Here is a 14,762-nt window from a genome sequence, read left to right as displayed (position 1 = left end):
GCTTGTCGCTCCCGGGCATATGTGGTTCGCTCCAGCTGCCTTGCGGAGAGCTTGTCATGCAGATTTTCTGGGCAGTTGTGGTCGGATCCGTGGCCCACTTCATCATCTCGTTCATCGTGAGCTTTCCCCTCGGATTTATCGAGGGGGTCACAAAATCACCGTTGAACATACCGGTCTGGCTGGGCTTGACGATTTCGCAGCTGGAGGTCGCTGCGGCCATCGCCGTTGCGGTGTATTGGTATAGCCGCAGGCGCGCTGCCTGACCGACCGCCTGATGCCGGAGAGATGGCCTTCGAGAGGGTGAGCGGCTTCAGCGCGCCGGCGCCGGTTTGGTCGCGGTGATGCCGTCTATGCTCCACGGGCCGGGTCCGGCCACCGCGAGATACAGGAAGGCGAAGCCGTAGACGATCGCGAGCTTGCCGTCGTCGAGATACGGGAAGAAGTCCTGCTGCGTCTGCGTCGTGAAGTAGGCGATCGCCGTGACGCCGGCCAGCAGCAGCGCGACGGAACGCGACGCCAGGCCGAACAGCAGCATCGATCCCAGCATGATTTCCACGATGCCGCTCAGCCACAGCGGCGTGAACGGTTGCGGAATGCAGCTGCCGCTGGTGCAGCCAAGCAGCTTGACCACCGCGTGCTGGGAAAATGTCAGGGCGATCGCTACGCGCATGATGCTGAGCAATTGCGGCTGCATGGCTTGGAAGTCCTTGATCGAAACGGTCGTTTCCGTGCTTACGCGAGCGCGTGGTCACGCAACAATGAACTTGTCGAGAGGTCGGCGTCAGCGGATGTGCCCCCCGGTCGCGCCGGAGCAGGGGCGTTTGAGGAGCGTCACGGCACTCCTGCTGGCGGCTTTTGGTCAGCGTTCCGAAGAGTGTCGGGGATCCATTCCGGAACGCTGGAAGGCCATGTTGCCGGTCCCGCATTGCGGTGCCGTGCAATCCCGCTCCCGCATTTCGACACCGTGCGCCATATCCCAATTGGGACATTGACCACGCACCCCACTGTGCGGCCTCATCCAGCTCCGATTGTCGAAGAGGCCCGCATGTCACGCACGCTTTCCACCACGCCGAAACAGGACGGGTTCCGGGCGCCGGGCGAGTTCGAGCCCAAGGCCGGCTGCTGGCTGATCTGGCCGGAACGGCCCGACACCTGGCGGCTGGGCGCCAAGCCGGCGCAGAAGGAGTTCGTCAAGGTGGCAACGGCGATCGCGGAGAGCGAGCCGGTCACCATCGCGGTGTCACGCCGGCAATGGCTGAATGCCCGCGCCATGCTGCCGGACCATATCCGTCTCGTCGAGATGGCCACCAATGACAGCTGGCTGCGCGACAGCGGCCCGAACTTCGTCATCGACGACAAGAGTGCGGTGCGCGGCGTCGACTGGACCTTCAACGCCTATGGCGGTTTCGACGGCGGCCTCTATGCACCCTGGGACCTCGACGATCTCGTCGCCCGCAAGGTGCTGGAGACGGAGCGGATGGACCGCTACCGCTCGCCTTTGATCGCCGAGGGCGGTGGTTTGCAATGCGACGGCCAGGGCACGCTGGTGACAACCGAACAGTGCCTGCTGAACCGCAACCGCAACGGCCATCTCGGCCGGGAAGCGGTCGAGCGGCAGCTTTGCGACTATCTCGGCCTCGATCATGTGATCTGGCTGCCGCGCGGTTTTGCCTTCGACGAGACCGACGGCCATGTCGACGATCTCTGCTGCTTCGTCCGGCCTGGCGTCGTGGCGCTGAGCTGGACCGACGAACGCGACGATCCGCAATACGAGATCGTGCGCGAGGCCGAGGACATATTGCGCTCGGCCACCGATGCGCGCGGCCGCCGGCTGGAGGTGCATCGCATCCGCCATCCGCTGCCCATCGAGATGACGGCCGAGGAGGCCGCCGGCGTCGACCGCGTCGACGCCACCTGGGCGCGGCCCGAGGGCAACCGGGTCGCAGCCACCTACATCAACTACTATCCCGGCAACAGCGTCGTGGTGGTGCCGCAGTTTGCCAATGAGACGCTCGATATCGAGGCAAAGGCGAAGCTCGCCGAACTATTTCCGGGTCATCGTATTGTCGGCATCGAAAACTCGCGCGAAATTCTGCTGGGCGGCGGCAACGTCGCCTGCATCACGCTGCCCGTCTATGCGGGCGGCAAACCGGCCTGAAGAGGGCGAATGCCCCGCAGGCCACCACAATGGGAGATATTATGCGCACATCCATGATCTCGGCTTTTTTATTGGCGAGCTGTGTTTTCGCCGGTGCCGCCCGGGCCGAAGAAGAAAAGGTCGTCAACGTCTACAACTGGTCCGACTACATCGCGCCGGACACGGCGGCGAAGTTCGAGAAGGAGACCGGCATCAAGGTCGTCTACGACGTCTATGACGGCAATGAGGTGCTGGAAACCAAGCTGCTGACCGGTGGGTCAGGCTATGACGTGGTCTATCCTTCCGCCTTTCCCTTCCTGAAGAACCAGGTCACGGCCGCGGCTTTCATGCCGTTGGACAAGGCGAAGCTCGGCAATTTCGCGAAACTCGATCCGCAGGCGCAGAAGTTGGTCGGCAACGCCGACCCGGACAATGTCCATGCCGTGCCCTACATGGAGGTGACCGACGGCGTCGGCTACAATGTCGAGGCGGTCAAGAAGCGCATGCCCGACGCGCCGGTCGATTCGCTCGACATGGTCTTCAATCCCGACGTGGTGAAGAACTTCGCCGACTGCGGTGTCACCATGCTGGATGCGCCGGCCGAGATCATTCCCATCGCGATGAACTATCTGAAGATCGATCCGAAATCGACCGATCCGGACGATCTCGCCAAGGTCGAGGCGCTTCTCACCAAGGTGCGGCCCTACATCCGCTATTTCCATTCCTCGAAATACATCAACGATCTCGCCAATGGCGACATCTGCGTGACGCTGGGCTGGTCCGGCGATATCCTGCAGGCAAGGACACGTGCCGCAGCCGCCGCCAACAAGCGCGAGATCGCCTATTCGATCCCCAGGGAAGGAACGCTGATCAACTTCGACACCATGGCGATCCCTAAGGATGCGCCGCATCCGCAGAACGGGCACGCCTGGATCGACTTCAACATGCGCCCCGACATCGCCGCCGCCAACTCCAGCTACATCTCCTTCGCCAACCCGATCCCGGAATCGCTGCCGCTGGTCGATCCGCTCGTGGCCAAGGATCCCGGCGTGTTCCCGCCGGCCGAGGTGAAAGCCAAGCTGTTCGCGCTCAGCCCCGCCGACGCCAAGCAGCTGCGCCTGCAGAACCGGCTGTGGACGCGTGTCGTCACCGGGCAGTAAGCGGGGAAGTCGCCTGTGCCTAGAGCGTTTCCGTTTTTCACGGAAACGCGGAAACGCTCTAGATTGTTGTTTTAGTTGCATTTTTGTAACGCCAAGTGATTCCACTTGGCTACAAAATGCCCTAGCTGTGTCGGGAGCCATTCCCTTCAACGTTCCGGAATGGATCCCCGACACTCGCCGCTCCCTTCGGTCGCTCACGAGGTCGAGGATGACGCAGTTCGGTTGCCTGCGCCAATCTCCAACGTTGATGTCCTTGCCAACGTTGGAGATTGGCCGAAGCGCAGCCTCAACGCCGTCATCCTCGACCTCGAAAGGAGCGAAGCGACTGGAGAGTGTCGGGGATCCATGCCGGAACGGGGGAGAAGACGCAGCGGTCCAGACCCAGGCTATGCCGGGTGGCAAACGCAATTGCACTTGGGCACGAAGGGCGAGGCCTACACCAGCGACGCCACACCGGCGACCCTTGCCGCGGCCATCAGCTCCACCTGCGAATGAATGCCGAGTTTGGCATAGACCTTCTTGATGTGGTTGCGCACGGTTCCAGGCGAGACGGCGAGGCTGCGTGAAATGGATTTGGCCGAGCCGCCGTCGATGAGCAGGACGGCAATCTGGCGCTCGCGTGCGCTGAGCCGCGACAAGGCAGGATGGGCATGACCGGTGTCTTCCCCGCAACCGGCGGCCATCTCGGCGCGCCATCGATGCCAGAGCTGCGTCAGCACAAGCCGCGTCGCGCCGCTGATCGCTTCGGCGAGCGCAAGGTCATCCGCGCCGAAGGCGGGCGCACCGCGAAATCGCAGGAAGGTGATGTAGCCGGCTGCCCTGGCGTCGAGGTTGAAGACGCCGGTGATCTCGTCGAAGCTGCGCGACGGTTCGTAGAAGTCCCGATAGTAGTCGGTCCGCTGGAAGTCGCCCGTGTCGAGCGCGGCGAGCGGCAGCAGGAAATCCTGTCGTGTGCTGGCGAACATGCGGAAGAACGGGTCCTGCCTGTAGAGCCGCGCATCGTAGTTGCGGTTCCACGGGTCCGGTCCGCGGTCGTCGATGGTCACGGAACTGTGGTCACGCAGGTAGAGCCCGACATAGGCGCGGTCGCACGGCAGCAGTCCGCTGGCGGCGGCGGTGAAGGTGGCCGAGATCTCCTTGCTCGAGCTGGCCTGCGCGGCCGCGGCCAGGCCGTGGCTCCAGCGTCCGAATTGTTCGAGGGCAATGCCGGCAACAGTCATAGCGGTTTTGTGTCCGGGTCAGAACGAGGAGTGTTTCCGCGTTTCCGCGAAGACCGGAAACGCTCTTGGGAAAAAGCCGGCTGCATGTCCCGAACGATAGCCGGCGCCGGCAGGAATTCAAGCCGCGGCTCGGTTCAGCAGTGCGAGGACCATGGCCACGCAGAGGCAGAAAGCGCTCAGCGACAGGATCGGGATGATCAGCGCCGCGCGATGATGGCCTCTGGCTCCCATGACCACGGCGACAAGCTGGCTGATCAGCAGCGCCGGTATGCCGATCCTGTAGGACGTCGCAAACAGGGCTTGAGCCAGATCGCGCTGGCCGGGCTCGGAAGGCCATTCGGAAAAGCCCAGGGCGAGAGGTGACATGTACCAGACCAGACTGAAGATCACCGCGACGATGGTGGTCACGACGAGGAAGATGCCGATGGACGTATCCGCGAGGAACCGGCGGTAGGGGCCGTTCATCTTCCGCTCCGAAGCTGGTTATCTGCGGGCGGCGGTTCATCGTGAAACTGCATGTCGTCCACGATAGACCCCGAAGCAGTTCCAGGAAAAGTCTGTAGCGGTTTTCCGTCCAGACTTGTGAAAAACAAAGAGTTGGAGCGTTTCCGCGAAAACGCTCTCGAGACCCGCAATTCAAGTCGAGGCAATGCCAAGGGAGTTCGCCGCATCATGCGTAAGGTAACCGTCGCCGCCACACAGATGGCCTGTGTCTGGGACGAGAAGGACAATGTCGCGCGGGCCGAGCGGCTGGTGCGGGAGGCGAAGGCAAGAGGCGCCGATCTCGTCCTGATCCAGGAACTGTTCGCCGCGCCCTATTTCTGCCAGGACCAGTTCCACGGCTTCTTCGATCTCGCCCGGCCGTTTGCCGACAACCCTCTGATCGCACATTTCTCCGGCCTGGCGCGCGAGCTCGGCGTGGTCTTGCCGGTCAGCTATTTCGAGCGCGCCGGCCAGAGCTATTTCAACAGCCTTGCCGTCATCGATGCCGACGGCACCGTGCTCGGCAACTACCGCAAGAGCCACCTGCCGGACGGTCCCGGCTACACGGAGAAGTTCTATTTTTCGCCGGGCGATACCGGCTTCAAGGTGTGGAAGACGAAGGCCGGCACCATCGGCGTCGGCATCTGCTGGGACCAGTGGTTTCCGGAAGCCGCGCGTTCGATGGCGCTGCAGGGCGCCGAGATCCTGCTCTATCCGACAGCGATCGGCTCCGAGCCGCATGATGCGGGCCTGGATTCCAGCGCACACTGGCAGCGCGTCATGCAGGGGCATGCCGGCGCCAACATCATGCCGCTGCTGGCCTCCAACCGCATCGGCACCGAGCACGGTCGCGCCGGCACCAGCATCACCTTCTACGGCTCATCCTTTATCGCCGATCCGACCGGCGCCAAGGTGGCCGAGGCAGACCGCGAAACCGAGACCGTGCTGACTGCCTCCTTCGACCTCGACGCCATCGCCCACCAGCGCCGCTCCTGGGGCGTCTTCCGCGACCGCAGGCCCGAGCTCTATGGGCGGCTGGCGACGCTGGATGGAGGCGCGGTGGGCTGAGGTTTGGTTGGGGTGTTTTGACCGCCGTGCGGCGAGCCGCACAACGGTCCTCATCCTGAGGTGCTCGCGAAGCGAGCCTCGAAGGACGCACCTACAATCCAGCCGTTTTGGGTGCGTCCTTCGAGGCTCGCCCGGCAAGGGCCCGGGCTGTGCTTTCAGTTGGCGTGCGGGCGAGCACCTCAGGATGAGGGCGGTCGTGCAGGATTCCTTCATTCCGAACGCCGGGGAACGGAACGCCCGCGTCCCTCAGCCGCCCTCCGCCTCCTGCCAGTGCGGATACGTCACATAGGCGGTGATCGCGCCGTCCTCATGCGCGCGGATGGTCACCCGGTCGCCCTTCGGCATATGCACGATCTCGCCGGGGCCGGCGGTGACCGTGCCTTCGTCGCCAGTCACGGACAGCCGCCCTTTCAGCACCACCATGACGTCGTCGACGGCGAGCGTGATGTCGATGCTGACATCGGGCCCGTAGCGGCCGTAACCGATGGTGATCGGCGCGCCATGGCGCTGGTCGACCAGGTTGCCGGTGAAGACCTCTCCATCCAGTCCGGGCACATGCTCGAAAGTCGCGTCGGAAACGGAGAACTTGCGGACGGTCATGCGGGCCTCCTTTGCGCGGGTCGGCATCGGACAACGCAGCAGGTGGATGTCTGGTTCAATCGAAGGGCTGAATTTCGAGCAATCCCGTTAGCTGTGTTAACAGCCTCTAATTTGAGCAACGAGCGATGCTTGCTGGCGAGCTGGGTGTGTGATTTTACTTTGATTTAGTCATATGGGATGGGCGGGTAACAATGAAACGTATGGGCGATTGCAGCCATATTGAAGATGTACTCGGGTTGATTCAAATCAGTCATCCCGAAGTGCGATCTGGGTCTTAAAAGTGGTTTCTTTGCATTCCATCCTAGATACCCGACAAATTTGGTTGCGGGCCTTCTACGGTTTCAATCCCGAGGAAGCCGGCTACCTTGGATTCACGCACGAGAAGCAGCGTAAGGAAATGCTGTCCAGAATGCAGGACGGCGATTTGGTTCTCATCTACGGCGCCGTGGACGAGCTGACCGATAAGACGCTTAGGCGGCAGGCGCTGGGTTTCCTGGAGGTGTCGACAAAACAATGTAACGATCGAGATCGCTCCGCCCCGTCGGCAATTGACTGGAAGCGATCTCAAGGATTTCAAGACAGGTGGACCTTCGGTGTTGAGGTGACACGGGCTTGGCGTGTTCGAAACCGCGTTCACATTAGCAACGTTGCGCCACTCGCCTATACCAATGAAAAAAGGTTTGAGCGGACAACGAAGGCAGTCCTGCTCACCGCCGAGGAACGCGCACGAGCACTCAGCCATCCAGTTTATCAAGTGAATGTCTATGGGGAGCCTTCAATTGTCCAGGCAGACCTTCAGCAAGGGGTGCTGGAACAACTTCTATTTCCATCTAAAGGCATTCCTCCGTCATTCGGGACACGAACAACGACCATAGAGGACGGTGAGAATTGCCTATATCTAATGATTCTTACTGATGGCGCGGAGCGCCTTCTCGGACCGGTAGGTCCCCACTACGGTCTGAACCTAGCAAAGGTCGGGCGATCTAATGATCCGAAGCGACGACTGAGCGAAATCAATGGAGGATTTCCGGACAGGAGTACATGCCGTTGGGCTCTGATCTCGACCCAGGTTTTTCCGGACGCAACTATGACGCATCGATATGAGATCGAATTGAAAGAATTCTTCAGTCGCCGCTTCACATCCCAAGGTGGTGAGTTCTTTACGGCGCCAAAGAAGGCGATTGAAGATGAATTTTCCCGCTTCTGCATGGCGCGCATGCCCAAAATCTTAGGTGCGCCTGGCAAAGCGCGTGGCGTTATATAGAGTCCTCTCATCCGTGACCGTCTGTGTTGTAGGAAGCCGATGCTCGCCTCACATGACGCGGACCGCCGCCACGAAGCGTTCGATCTCGTCATCGGTGTTGAAATAGTGGACGGATGCTCGCACCAGCGCCGTCAGGCCTCTCTGGCCGAGGTCGAGCTGGGCATAGGGCAGGATCGAAACCGAGACGTTGATCTTCTGCGAGCGCAGCTGTTCGGCAATCTCCTTTGCCTGCAGTGGCGTCTTCTGGAAGGTCACGATGCCGCATTTGACCTGCCCGAGATCGTGCACGCTGACACCGTCGATGGTGCCGAGTTGAGTGCGCAAGGTGGCGGCCAGGTCCGACACGCGCTGCTCGATCGCCGGCAGGCCGATACCACGCGCATACCGCACCGCTGCCGCCAGCCCGACCCGGCCGGCGACATAGCTTTCGAAATTCTCGAAACGCCTGGCGCCTCCGGCAAGCTCGTAGCGTTGCGGCTGGGTCCATGTCGCCGACAACAGGTCGATGAAAGGCGGCTCGATTGTCTCGGCGATGGCCTTGCGCACATAGAGGAAGCCGGTCCCGCGCGGGCCGCGCAGGAACTTGCGCCCGGTACCCGAGAGGATGTCGCAGCCGATCGCCTTCACGTCGACGTCGATCTGTCCGACCGACTGGCAGGCGTCGAGCAGGTAGGTGATGTCGTGCCGCCGCGCGATACTGCCGACCTCGACCGCGGGATTGACCAGCCCGCCCTGGGTCGGCACATGCGTCAGCGCGATCAGCTTCGTCTCAGGCCTGATTGCCGCTTCCAGCGCGGTCAGGTCGATCTGGCCATGGGCGTCCGACGGCACCAGGTCGATGACGATGCCGCGCCGCTTCGCCTGCTGCAGCAGCGCCAGGTAGTTGGACGCATATTCCGAGGCGTGCGTGACGACGCGGTCGCCGGCCTTGAGCGGCAGGCCGTAGAAGGCCATGTCCCAGGCGCGCGTCGCATTCTCGACGAAGGCGATCTCCTCCGGCTCTGCGTTCAGAAGCCCGGCGAACTCGTCATAGAAGACGCGCAGTTCGTCGCCGAGCAGCCGCTCCGCCTCATAGCCGCCGACGCTGTACTCGAGCTTCAGGGCATTGGAGACGGCCTCGAACACCGGCAGCGGCATCAGCGAGGATCCGGCATTGTTGAAATGCAGGACATCGGCGCATGAAGGTGTCTCTGCGCGCACGCGGTCTATGTCGATCATGGTCTCTCCTCGGGGCCTGGTCGGCAGGTTGGCAATTCCTCAGATAGAGATCCTGTGCCAGGACAAACAGGTGGAGGTGAACGAGAATCCAGTGTGGTGAAGCGGCTCTCTTTAGGCTCTCGAACCGCAAGATCGGTCGAGCGCGTCATGACGTCGGGCGGCTATCTGGGGCGGCCACGGAGAAAGACGATGAAGGCGGCACTTCAGACCTACCATGCCCGCATGTTGCGTGTGCTCGACCATATCGACCGTCATCTCGACGGCGATCTCGACCTCGACGCGCTGAGCCGGGTTGCCGCCTTCTCGAAATTCCACTTCCACCGGCAGTTCATGGCGACCTTTGGCTTGTCAGTGCATCGTTATGTCCAGCTGGCCCGCATGAAGCAGGCTTCGCAGCGGCTGGCCGCTGCGGACGCCGAAAGCGTCACGGAGATCGCGATGGATGCCGGCTACGATGCCCCCGATGCCTTCGCCCGCGCCTTCCGGCAACGGCTCGGGCAATCGCCGTCGTCGTTCCGGAAGTCGCCCGACTGGGAACCGTGGCTTGTGGCCTTCGGGCCTCTCTACAATGCGAGGAGCAAGCTGATGCAGATCATTTTTAGCCAGGACGACGTGACGATCCGCGATGAGGAGCCCACCCCGGTGGCGATGCTGGAACATCGTGGCGACCGCGCCATGCTCGGCACGACAGCCGAGCGGTTCAGGGCCTGGGGCAAGGCCGCCGGCCTGTCGGCCGGGAAACGCTCGACCTTCATGGTGTTCCGGTCCGAGCGCTGCCCCGCCAATCCGGCCGACTATGCCATGGACCTGTGCCTCGAGACGGACCGGCCGGTCGATCCGGACGATCCGCTGATGAAGGCCGGCGTCATCCCCGGCGGGCGCTGCGCGGTGCTGCGCTACCCCGGCAACACCAACAATCTCGAACCGGCGGCAACCTATCTCTACCGCGAATGGCTGCCGGCCAGCGGCGAGGAGGTGCGCGACTTCCCGGTCTATTGCCGGCGCCGTCTCGCCCTCATCCCGGAAGTGCCGGCGCATGAGGTGGTGGTGGAACTGTTCCTGCCGCTGAAATAGCGCATTTTGCAGCCAGGTGGAATCGCGTGGCGTCACATGCTGCGAAAACAAAACCTTGGAGCGTTTCCGTGTTTCCGTGAAAAACGGAAACGCACTGGCGGCTGGCCCGGTATCGGTGGCGGAAGCGCTACGAAGCCTGCTGCTCGACACGCCGGCGCCGGATGGCATCGGCCAGGAACAGCCGCGCCAGCGAATGATAGAGCGGCTCCGGCGCGATCAGCCGGGCAGTGCCGTAGCCGAGCATCGAGGCCGCCATCAGCGCGATGACGTTGTCATGGTTGCCGGTCATTTCCAGGATGATGACGAAGGCCGTCATCGGCGCCTGCACGACGCCGGCGAAATAGCCGGCCATGCCGAGGATCGCCGCCAGGCCGACATCGGCGCCGAAGATCTGCCCGAGCGTCGAGCCGAGCCCGGCGCCGACCGAAAGCGACGGCGCGAACAGACCGCCGGGAATGCCGGAAATGGTCGAGGCAAGGCTGACCACGAACTTCGCGACGAAGAACAGGGGCGGCAGCGCATGGCCTTCGATGGCGCCGCGCGCCTCGGCATAGCCGGTGCCGAATGTCGCGCCGGAGGACAGCACGCCGACGACGGCGACGACGAGGCCCGCGCATCCCGCCACGATCAGGGTGCGGCTCAGCGGAAACTCGGTGCGCCAGCGGCGGATGCGGCGCGTGATCCTCAGCGTCGCCGAGGAAAACAGCGCGCCCGCGGCGCCGCCGATGATGCCGCAGGCGATCACCAGCGGCCAGTCGCCGGGAAAGGCGGCATAGGCATGGCTGACCCCGAAATAGGTGTAGGTGCCGACCAGTGCCAGCGACGCCAGGCCGGCGAGGATGACGGCCGAGAGCACGACGCCATTGGTGCGTGCCTGATAGGAGCGCCCCATCTCCTCGATGGCAAAGACGATGCCGGCGAGCGGCGTGTTGAAGGCGGCGGCGATGCCTGCCGCCGAGCCGGCCAGGATCAGGCCGCGTGCCTGCGCCATGCCGCCCCAGCGCGCCGCCTGCACCATGATCGAGGCGCCGACCTGCACGGTCGGTCCCTCGCGGCCGATGGAGGCGCCGCAGGCGAGCCCGACGATGGTCAGCACGATCTTGCCCCAGACCATGCGCAGCGACAGGAAGCGGCCGCGTTCGTCGTCGTCGCGCAGATGGCGCGCGGCGATCGCCTGCGGGATGCCGCTGCCCTGCGAGCCGGGAAAGAAGCGGAACGCCAGCCAGGCGCACAGCATGAAACCGGCCGGCGTCAGCGCCAGCGGGATGTAGCCATGCCAGCCACCGGCGCCGACGACGCCGGCAAAGACTTTCTGCGCCTCGTCGGCCAGCCAGGCGAAGCCGGCGCTGATGATGCCGATGGCGAAGGCGCCAGCCCAGAACACCAGGCGTGGCTTCCACAGCCGGGGCGAGGTGACCAGAGCGCGGGATCGCCGCACCATGCCGATGCTGGATAGCCGCCTCTTGCGCATCACATGGCCTCTCCTCAAGGTTGCCCCCGGCATGGACGCTAGAGCAATTCCGGGAAAAGTGTGCAACGGTTTTCCGTCCGGAATTGCGTCAAAGCAAAGAGCGTTTCCGCGTTTCCGTAAAAAACGGAAACGCTCTATTGCCCGGCAGTGCAAGGCATTCTTCGGCATTTCGAAAGGGCCAGCCGCGCTTCCGGCTGCGCCCGATGGGAGAGTTGCGCTGCCTTAGGCCGCCAACTTCTCGTCGCGGCGCAGTGTCAGCACTTCGACGCCGGTGGCGGTGACGGCGACGGTGTGTTCGAACTGGGCGGAAAGCTTGCCGTCATTGGTCACCACGGTCCAGCCGTCGTCGGCCGTCGTCACCCTGCGGGTGCCCTGGTTGACCATCGGCTCGACGGTGAACACCATGCCTTCCTGCAGCCTGACGCCGGTGCCCGGCCGGCCGTGGTTCAGCACCTGCGGCTCCTCATGCATCTCGCGGCCGATGCCGTGGCCGCAATAGTCGCGCACCACCGAATAGCCGTTCTTCTTGGCATGTTTCTCGATGGCGTAGCCGATGTCGCCGATAAACGCGCCGGGCCGCACCGCGCGGATGCCTTTCCACATCGCCTCCTGGGCGACGCGCACCAGCCGTCTCGCCGTCGGCGAAGCGTCGCCGACCAGATAGGTCTTCGAGGAATCGGCGATGAAGCCGTTCTTCTCCAGCGTGATGTCGAAGTTGACGATGTCGCCGTCGCGGATGATCGCGGCAGCATCCGGCACGCCGTGGCAGACGACATGGTTGATCGAGCAGTTCAGCACATGCCTGTAGCCATACTGTCCCTTGCTCGCCGGGCGGGCGGCAAGATCCTCGGTGATGAAGCGGTCGACCAGCGTGTCCACCTCGAGCGTCGACATGCCGGCAAGCTCCAGCCCGTCCAGCATCTCGAAGACCGAAGCCAGCAGCCTGCCCGACTGGCGCATCAGCGCCAGCTCGTCCGGAGTTTTGACCATCACAGCATGCCGCGCAAAAGTGTCGAGCGGTTTTGCGAGTACGGCATGCGCAAAGCAAAAAACCTGATGCGCAAGGAGCGCATCTGAAAGATCGCGACCAGCATCAGGCTACGAGACTGGGGGCAGGGCGGTCCTGCGCCGTGGCCAGTTCCCGCTTGACGATCTCGGTGAACGACAGCGTCGGGTTGGCCTCGGCCAGCATGCCGATCTTCATCCAGAACTCAGCCTGCGCATTGATGGACCGGCACATCACGGTCGAGGCGCGCCGCACTTCCTCATGCAGGTCCTCGTCGATCTTCACGATGCCCATGTCTGTCTCCGATTGATATACGGAGCATATATGGTTCGTATGTCGATGGGTCAAGCGGCACCTATCTCCCCGTCGCGGGGGAGAAAGAGGCGCCGTGCCTCGAAAATATCCTCCCCTAGGGGATACTTGCCACATCCTCCCCAGGAGGATAAAAATCCGGCATGGAACCGCATCGTCACGAAACCCATCCCGAAATCGTCAAGCGCCTGAAGCGGGCCGATGGGCACCTGCGCAGCGTCGTCGAGATGATCGAGGCAGGGCGCCCCTGCCTTGACATCGCCCAGCAATTGCACGCCGTCGAAAAAGCGATCGCGCAGGCCAAGAAGACGCTGATCCAGGATCATCTCGACCATTGCCTGGATCATGTTGTCGGCAAGCTCGGTCAGGATCAGCGCGCATCGATCGACGAATTCAAGGAAATCGCGAAGTATCTGTGATGCTGGCTGTTCTGAGGGATCGAACCTACCGGCACCTGTTCGCCGCGCAGGTCATCGCGCTTGTCGGCACGGGATTGGCTACCGTGGCGCTCGGTCTTCTCGCCTATGATCTGGCTGGCGGCCAGGCCGGCGCGGTGCTCGGAACCGCCCTTGCCATCAAGATGATCGCCTATGTCGGCGTGGCGCCGGTCGCATCCGCCTTTGCCGAGCGCTGGCCGCGCCGCACCATGCTCGTCAGTCTCGATCTGGTGCGCGCCGCGGTCGCGCTGTTCCTGCCCTTCGTCACCGAAATCTGGCAGGTCTATGTCCTGATCTTTGTGCTGCAGTCGGCGTCCGCCGCCTTCACCCCGACCTTCCAGGCCACGATTCCCGATGTCCTGCCGGATGAGAAGGACTACACCAGCGCCTTGTCGCTTTCCCGGCTGGCCTACGATCTGGAGAGCCTGCTCAGCCCGATTCTGGCGGCGGCATTGCTGACGCTGATTTCCTTCCACAGCCTGTTCGGGGGCACCGTCATCGGCTTCCTGGCGTCGGCAGCCCTGGTGCTGACCGTCGTCCTGCCCAGCCCGAAACCATCCGCTCCGCGCGGCATCTACGACCGCACGACGCGCGGCATGCGCATCTATCTCGCCACGCCGCGCCTGCGCGGCCTGCTCGCCATCAACATGGCGGTTGCTGCCGCCGGTGCGCTGGTCATCGTCAACACGGTCGTCTACGTCCAGGCGCAGTTCGGGCTGGATCAGAGCCGGACCGCGCTGGCGCTTGCCGCATTCGGCGGCGGCTCGATGATCGCAGCGCTTGTTTTGCCGCGCCTGCTCGAGCGGGTACCCGACCGCACGGCGATGCTGTGCGGCACCGGCCTGCTCGCCGCGGCGACATTGCTGGCAGCGCTGCTTCCCTCCTTTGCCTGGCTGCTGCCGCTATGGTTCGTTCTGGGCATCGGCTATTCCGTCGCGCAGACGCCTTCAGGCCGCCTGCTGCGGCGCTCGGCCAACCCCGAGGACAGGCCGGCCATCTTCGCGGCGCAGTTCGCGCTGTCCCATGCCTGCTGGCTGCTCGCCTACCCGCTGGCCGGCCGGGTCGGCGCCATGATCGGCCTGCCGGCAACCGCGGTCGTCCTTGCCGCGATAGCGGCGGCGGCGGCGGCCCTGGCGGTGCGGCTGTGGCCCGCCGATGATCCCGACATGGTCGAGCACAGCCATGACGACCTGCCGGCAAGCCATCCGCACCTTGCCGGGCATCGCCGCCATGTCCATGCCTATGTGATCGACGACATGCATGCGGCATGGCCGCGCCGGCATTGACGCCGGGCGGACACGTCACCGTTGCC

General features: G+C 63.5%; 16 protein-coding genes. 8 read left to right on the top strand and 8 right to left on the bottom strand.

Going from position 1 to position 14,762, the window contains the following annotated elements:
• Positions 1 to 56: 56 nt before the first annotated feature.
• Entirely contained in the window at positions 57 to 263 is a 207-nt protein-coding gene (locus C1M53_RS07145; protein WP_129411604.1) for a hypothetical protein, read from the top strand.
• Between the two features lie 47 nt (positions 264 to 310).
• On the opposite strand, the gene C1M53_RS07140 is transcribed toward C1M53_RS07145, so the two are convergent.
• Positions 311 to 694: a DoxX family protein gene (locus C1M53_RS07140; RefSeq protein WP_129411603.1), complete on the bottom strand. Its 384-nt coding sequence runs from the start codon at positions 692 to 694 to the stop codon at positions 311 to 313.
• A gap of 351 nt (positions 695 to 1,045) precedes the next feature.
• On the opposite strand from C1M53_RS07140, the gene aguA reads away from it, so the two are divergent.
• Both aguA and C1M53_RS07130 read left to right on the top strand, forming a co-directional pair.
• Entirely contained in the window at positions 1,046 to 2,158 is a 1,113-nt protein-coding gene (aguA, locus tag C1M53_RS07135) for an agmatine deiminase (RefSeq protein WP_129411602.1), read from the top strand.
• A 41-nt stretch (positions 2,159 to 2,199) separates the two neighbouring features.
• A complete protein-coding gene (locus C1M53_RS07130) occupies positions 2,200 to 3,297 on the top strand; it encodes a polyamine ABC transporter substrate-binding protein (protein WP_129411601.1) in 1,098 nt (365 codons plus the stop codon).
• 434 nt (positions 3,298 to 3,731) lie between these two features.
• Here the strand turns inward: C1M53_RS07130 and C1M53_RS07125 are convergent, their stop codons facing one another.
• Both C1M53_RS07125 and C1M53_RS07120 read right to left on the bottom strand, forming a co-directional pair.
• Complete coding sequence (locus tag C1M53_RS07125; protein WP_129411600.1) at positions 3,732 to 4,517, bottom strand: helix-turn-helix transcriptional regulator; 786 nt, start codon at positions 4,515 to 4,517, stop codon at positions 3,732 to 3,734.
• Between the two features lie 117 nt (positions 4,518 to 4,634).
• Complete coding sequence (locus C1M53_RS07120; protein WP_129411599.1) at positions 4,635 to 4,982, bottom strand: hypothetical protein; 348 nt, start codon at positions 4,980 to 4,982, stop codon at positions 4,635 to 4,637.
• Between the two features lie 204 nt (positions 4,983 to 5,186).
• On the opposite strand from C1M53_RS07120, the gene aguB reads away from it, so the two are divergent.
• Positions 5,187 to 6,068 (top strand): N-carbamoylputrescine amidase, encoded by an 882-nt coding sequence (gene aguB / locus C1M53_RS07115; protein WP_207213120.1) that lies wholly within the window; start codon positions 5,187 to 5,189, stop codon positions 6,066 to 6,068.
• Between the two features lie 246 nt (positions 6,069 to 6,314).
• On the opposite strand, the gene C1M53_RS07110 is transcribed toward aguB, so the two are convergent.
• On the bottom strand, positions 6,315 to 6,668 hold the full coding sequence (locus tag C1M53_RS07110) for an AraC family ligand binding domain-containing protein (protein WP_129411597.1): 354 nt from the start codon (positions 6,666 to 6,668) through the stop codon (positions 6,315 to 6,317).
• 280 nt (positions 6,669 to 6,948) lie between these two features.
• Here C1M53_RS07110 and C1M53_RS07105 point away from each other — a divergent pair, with 280 nt between their 5' ends.
• Complete coding sequence (locus C1M53_RS07105) at positions 6,949 to 7,932, top strand: GIY-YIG nuclease family protein (RefSeq protein WP_129411596.1); 984 nt, start codon at positions 6,949 to 6,951, stop codon at positions 7,930 to 7,932.
• Between the two features lie 48 nt (positions 7,933 to 7,980).
• On the opposite strand, the gene C1M53_RS07100 is transcribed toward C1M53_RS07105, so the two are convergent.
• Complete coding sequence (locus C1M53_RS07100) at positions 7,981 to 9,150, bottom strand: aminotransferase class V-fold PLP-dependent enzyme (protein ID WP_129411595.1); 1,170 nt, start codon at positions 9,148 to 9,150, stop codon at positions 7,981 to 7,983.
• A 189-nt stretch (positions 9,151 to 9,339) separates the two neighbouring features.
• Between C1M53_RS07100 and C1M53_RS07095 the strand changes: the two genes are divergently transcribed.
• Positions 9,340 to 10,224, top strand: coding sequence for an AraC family transcriptional regulator (locus C1M53_RS07095; protein WP_129411594.1), 885 nt, complete (start codon positions 9,340 to 9,342; stop codon positions 10,222 to 10,224).
• A gap of 127 nt (positions 10,225 to 10,351) precedes the next feature.
• On the opposite strand, the gene C1M53_RS07090 is transcribed toward C1M53_RS07095, so the two are convergent.
• The 3 genes from C1M53_RS07090 to C1M53_RS07075 all read right to left on the bottom strand — a co-directional run bounded on the left by C1M53_RS07090 (position 10,352) and on the right by C1M53_RS07075 (position 12,995).
• Positions 10,352 to 11,695, bottom strand: a complete 1,344-nt coding sequence (locus tag C1M53_RS07090) for a chloride channel protein (RefSeq protein ID WP_129416063.1) — start codon at positions 11,693 to 11,695, stop codon at positions 10,352 to 10,354.
• A gap of 222 nt (positions 11,696 to 11,917) precedes the next feature.
• Positions 11,918 to 12,685: a type I methionyl aminopeptidase gene (map, locus tag C1M53_RS07080; protein ID WP_129411593.1), complete on the bottom strand. Its 768-nt coding sequence runs from the start codon at positions 12,683 to 12,685 to the stop codon at positions 11,918 to 11,920.
• A 103-nt stretch (positions 12,686 to 12,788) separates the two neighbouring features.
• Positions 12,789 to 12,995, bottom strand: coding sequence for a ParD-like family protein (locus tag C1M53_RS07075; RefSeq protein WP_129411592.1), 207 nt, complete (start codon positions 12,993 to 12,995; stop codon positions 12,789 to 12,791).
• Positions 12,996 to 13,156: 161 nt separating this feature from the next.
• Here C1M53_RS07075 and C1M53_RS07070 point away from each other — a divergent pair, with 161 nt between their 5' ends.
• Entirely contained in the window at positions 13,157 to 13,432 is a 276-nt protein-coding gene (locus C1M53_RS07070) for a metal-sensing transcriptional repressor (protein WP_129411591.1), read from the top strand.
• Entirely contained in the window at positions 13,432 to 14,736 is a 1,305-nt protein-coding gene (locus tag C1M53_RS07065; protein ID WP_129411590.1) for an MFS transporter, read from the top strand. The genes C1M53_RS07070 and C1M53_RS07065 overlap by 1 nt, the downstream gene beginning before the upstream one ends.
• Positions 14,737 to 14,762: the final 26 nt, after the last annotated feature.

It is taken from the genome of Mesorhizobium sp. Pch-S (genome assembly GCF_004136315.1).
Lineage (GTDB): Bacteria > Pseudomonadota > Alphaproteobacteria > Rhizobiales > Rhizobiaceae > Mesorhizobium.
This window is presented reverse-complemented; position numbering and strand designations above follow the sequence as displayed.

Excerpts from the sequence above, each read along its gene's own strand:
- C1M53_RS07140 (WP_129411603.1), bottom strand. The coding sequence starts at position 694 with ATGCAGCCGCAATTGCTCAGCATCATGCGCGTAGCGATCGCCCTGACA.
- C1M53_RS07120 (WP_129411599.1), bottom strand. The coding sequence starts at position 4,982 with ATGAACGGCCCCTACCGCCGGTTCCTCGCGGATACGTCCATCGGCATC.
- C1M53_RS07100 (WP_129411595.1), bottom strand. The coding sequence starts at position 9,150 with ATGATCGACATAGACCGCGTGCGCGCAGAGACACCTTCATGCGCCGAT.
- map (WP_129411593.1), bottom strand. The coding sequence starts at position 12,685 with ATGGTCAAAACTCCGGACGAGCTGGCGCTGATGCGCCAGTCGGGCAGG.
- C1M53_RS07145 (WP_129411604.1), top strand. The coding sequence starts at position 57 with ATGCAGATTTTCTGGGCAGTTGTGGTCGGATCCGTGGCCCACTTCATC.
- C1M53_RS07125 (WP_129411600.1), bottom strand. The coding sequence starts at position 4,517 with ATGACTGTTGCCGGCATTGCCCTCGAACAATTCGGACGCTGGAGCCAC.
- C1M53_RS07075 (WP_129411592.1), bottom strand. The coding sequence starts at position 12,995 with ATGGGCATCGTGAAGATCGACGAGGACCTGCATGAGGAAGTGCGGCGC.
- aguA (WP_129411602.1), top strand. The coding sequence starts at position 1,046 with ATGTCACGCACGCTTTCCACCACGCCGAAACAGGACGGGTTCCGGGCG.
- C1M53_RS07065 (WP_129411590.1), top strand. The coding sequence starts at position 13,432 with ATGCTGGCTGTTCTGAGGGATCGAACCTACCGGCACCTGTTCGCCGCG.
- C1M53_RS07090 (WP_129416063.1), bottom strand. The coding sequence starts at position 11,695 with ATGCGCAAGAGGCGGCTATCCAGCATCGGCATGGTGCGGCGATCCCGC.
- C1M53_RS07095 (WP_129411594.1), top strand. The coding sequence starts at position 9,340 with ATGAAGGCGGCACTTCAGACCTACCATGCCCGCATGTTGCGTGTGCTC.
- C1M53_RS07130 (WP_129411601.1), top strand. The coding sequence starts at position 2,200 with ATGCGCACATCCATGATCTCGGCTTTTTTATTGGCGAGCTGTGTTTTC.
- C1M53_RS07070 (WP_129411591.1), top strand. The coding sequence starts at position 13,157 with ATGGAACCGCATCGTCACGAAACCCATCCCGAAATCGTCAAGCGCCTG.
- C1M53_RS07110 (WP_129411597.1), bottom strand. The coding sequence starts at position 6,668 with ATGACCGTCCGCAAGTTCTCCGTTTCCGACGCGACTTTCGAGCATGTG.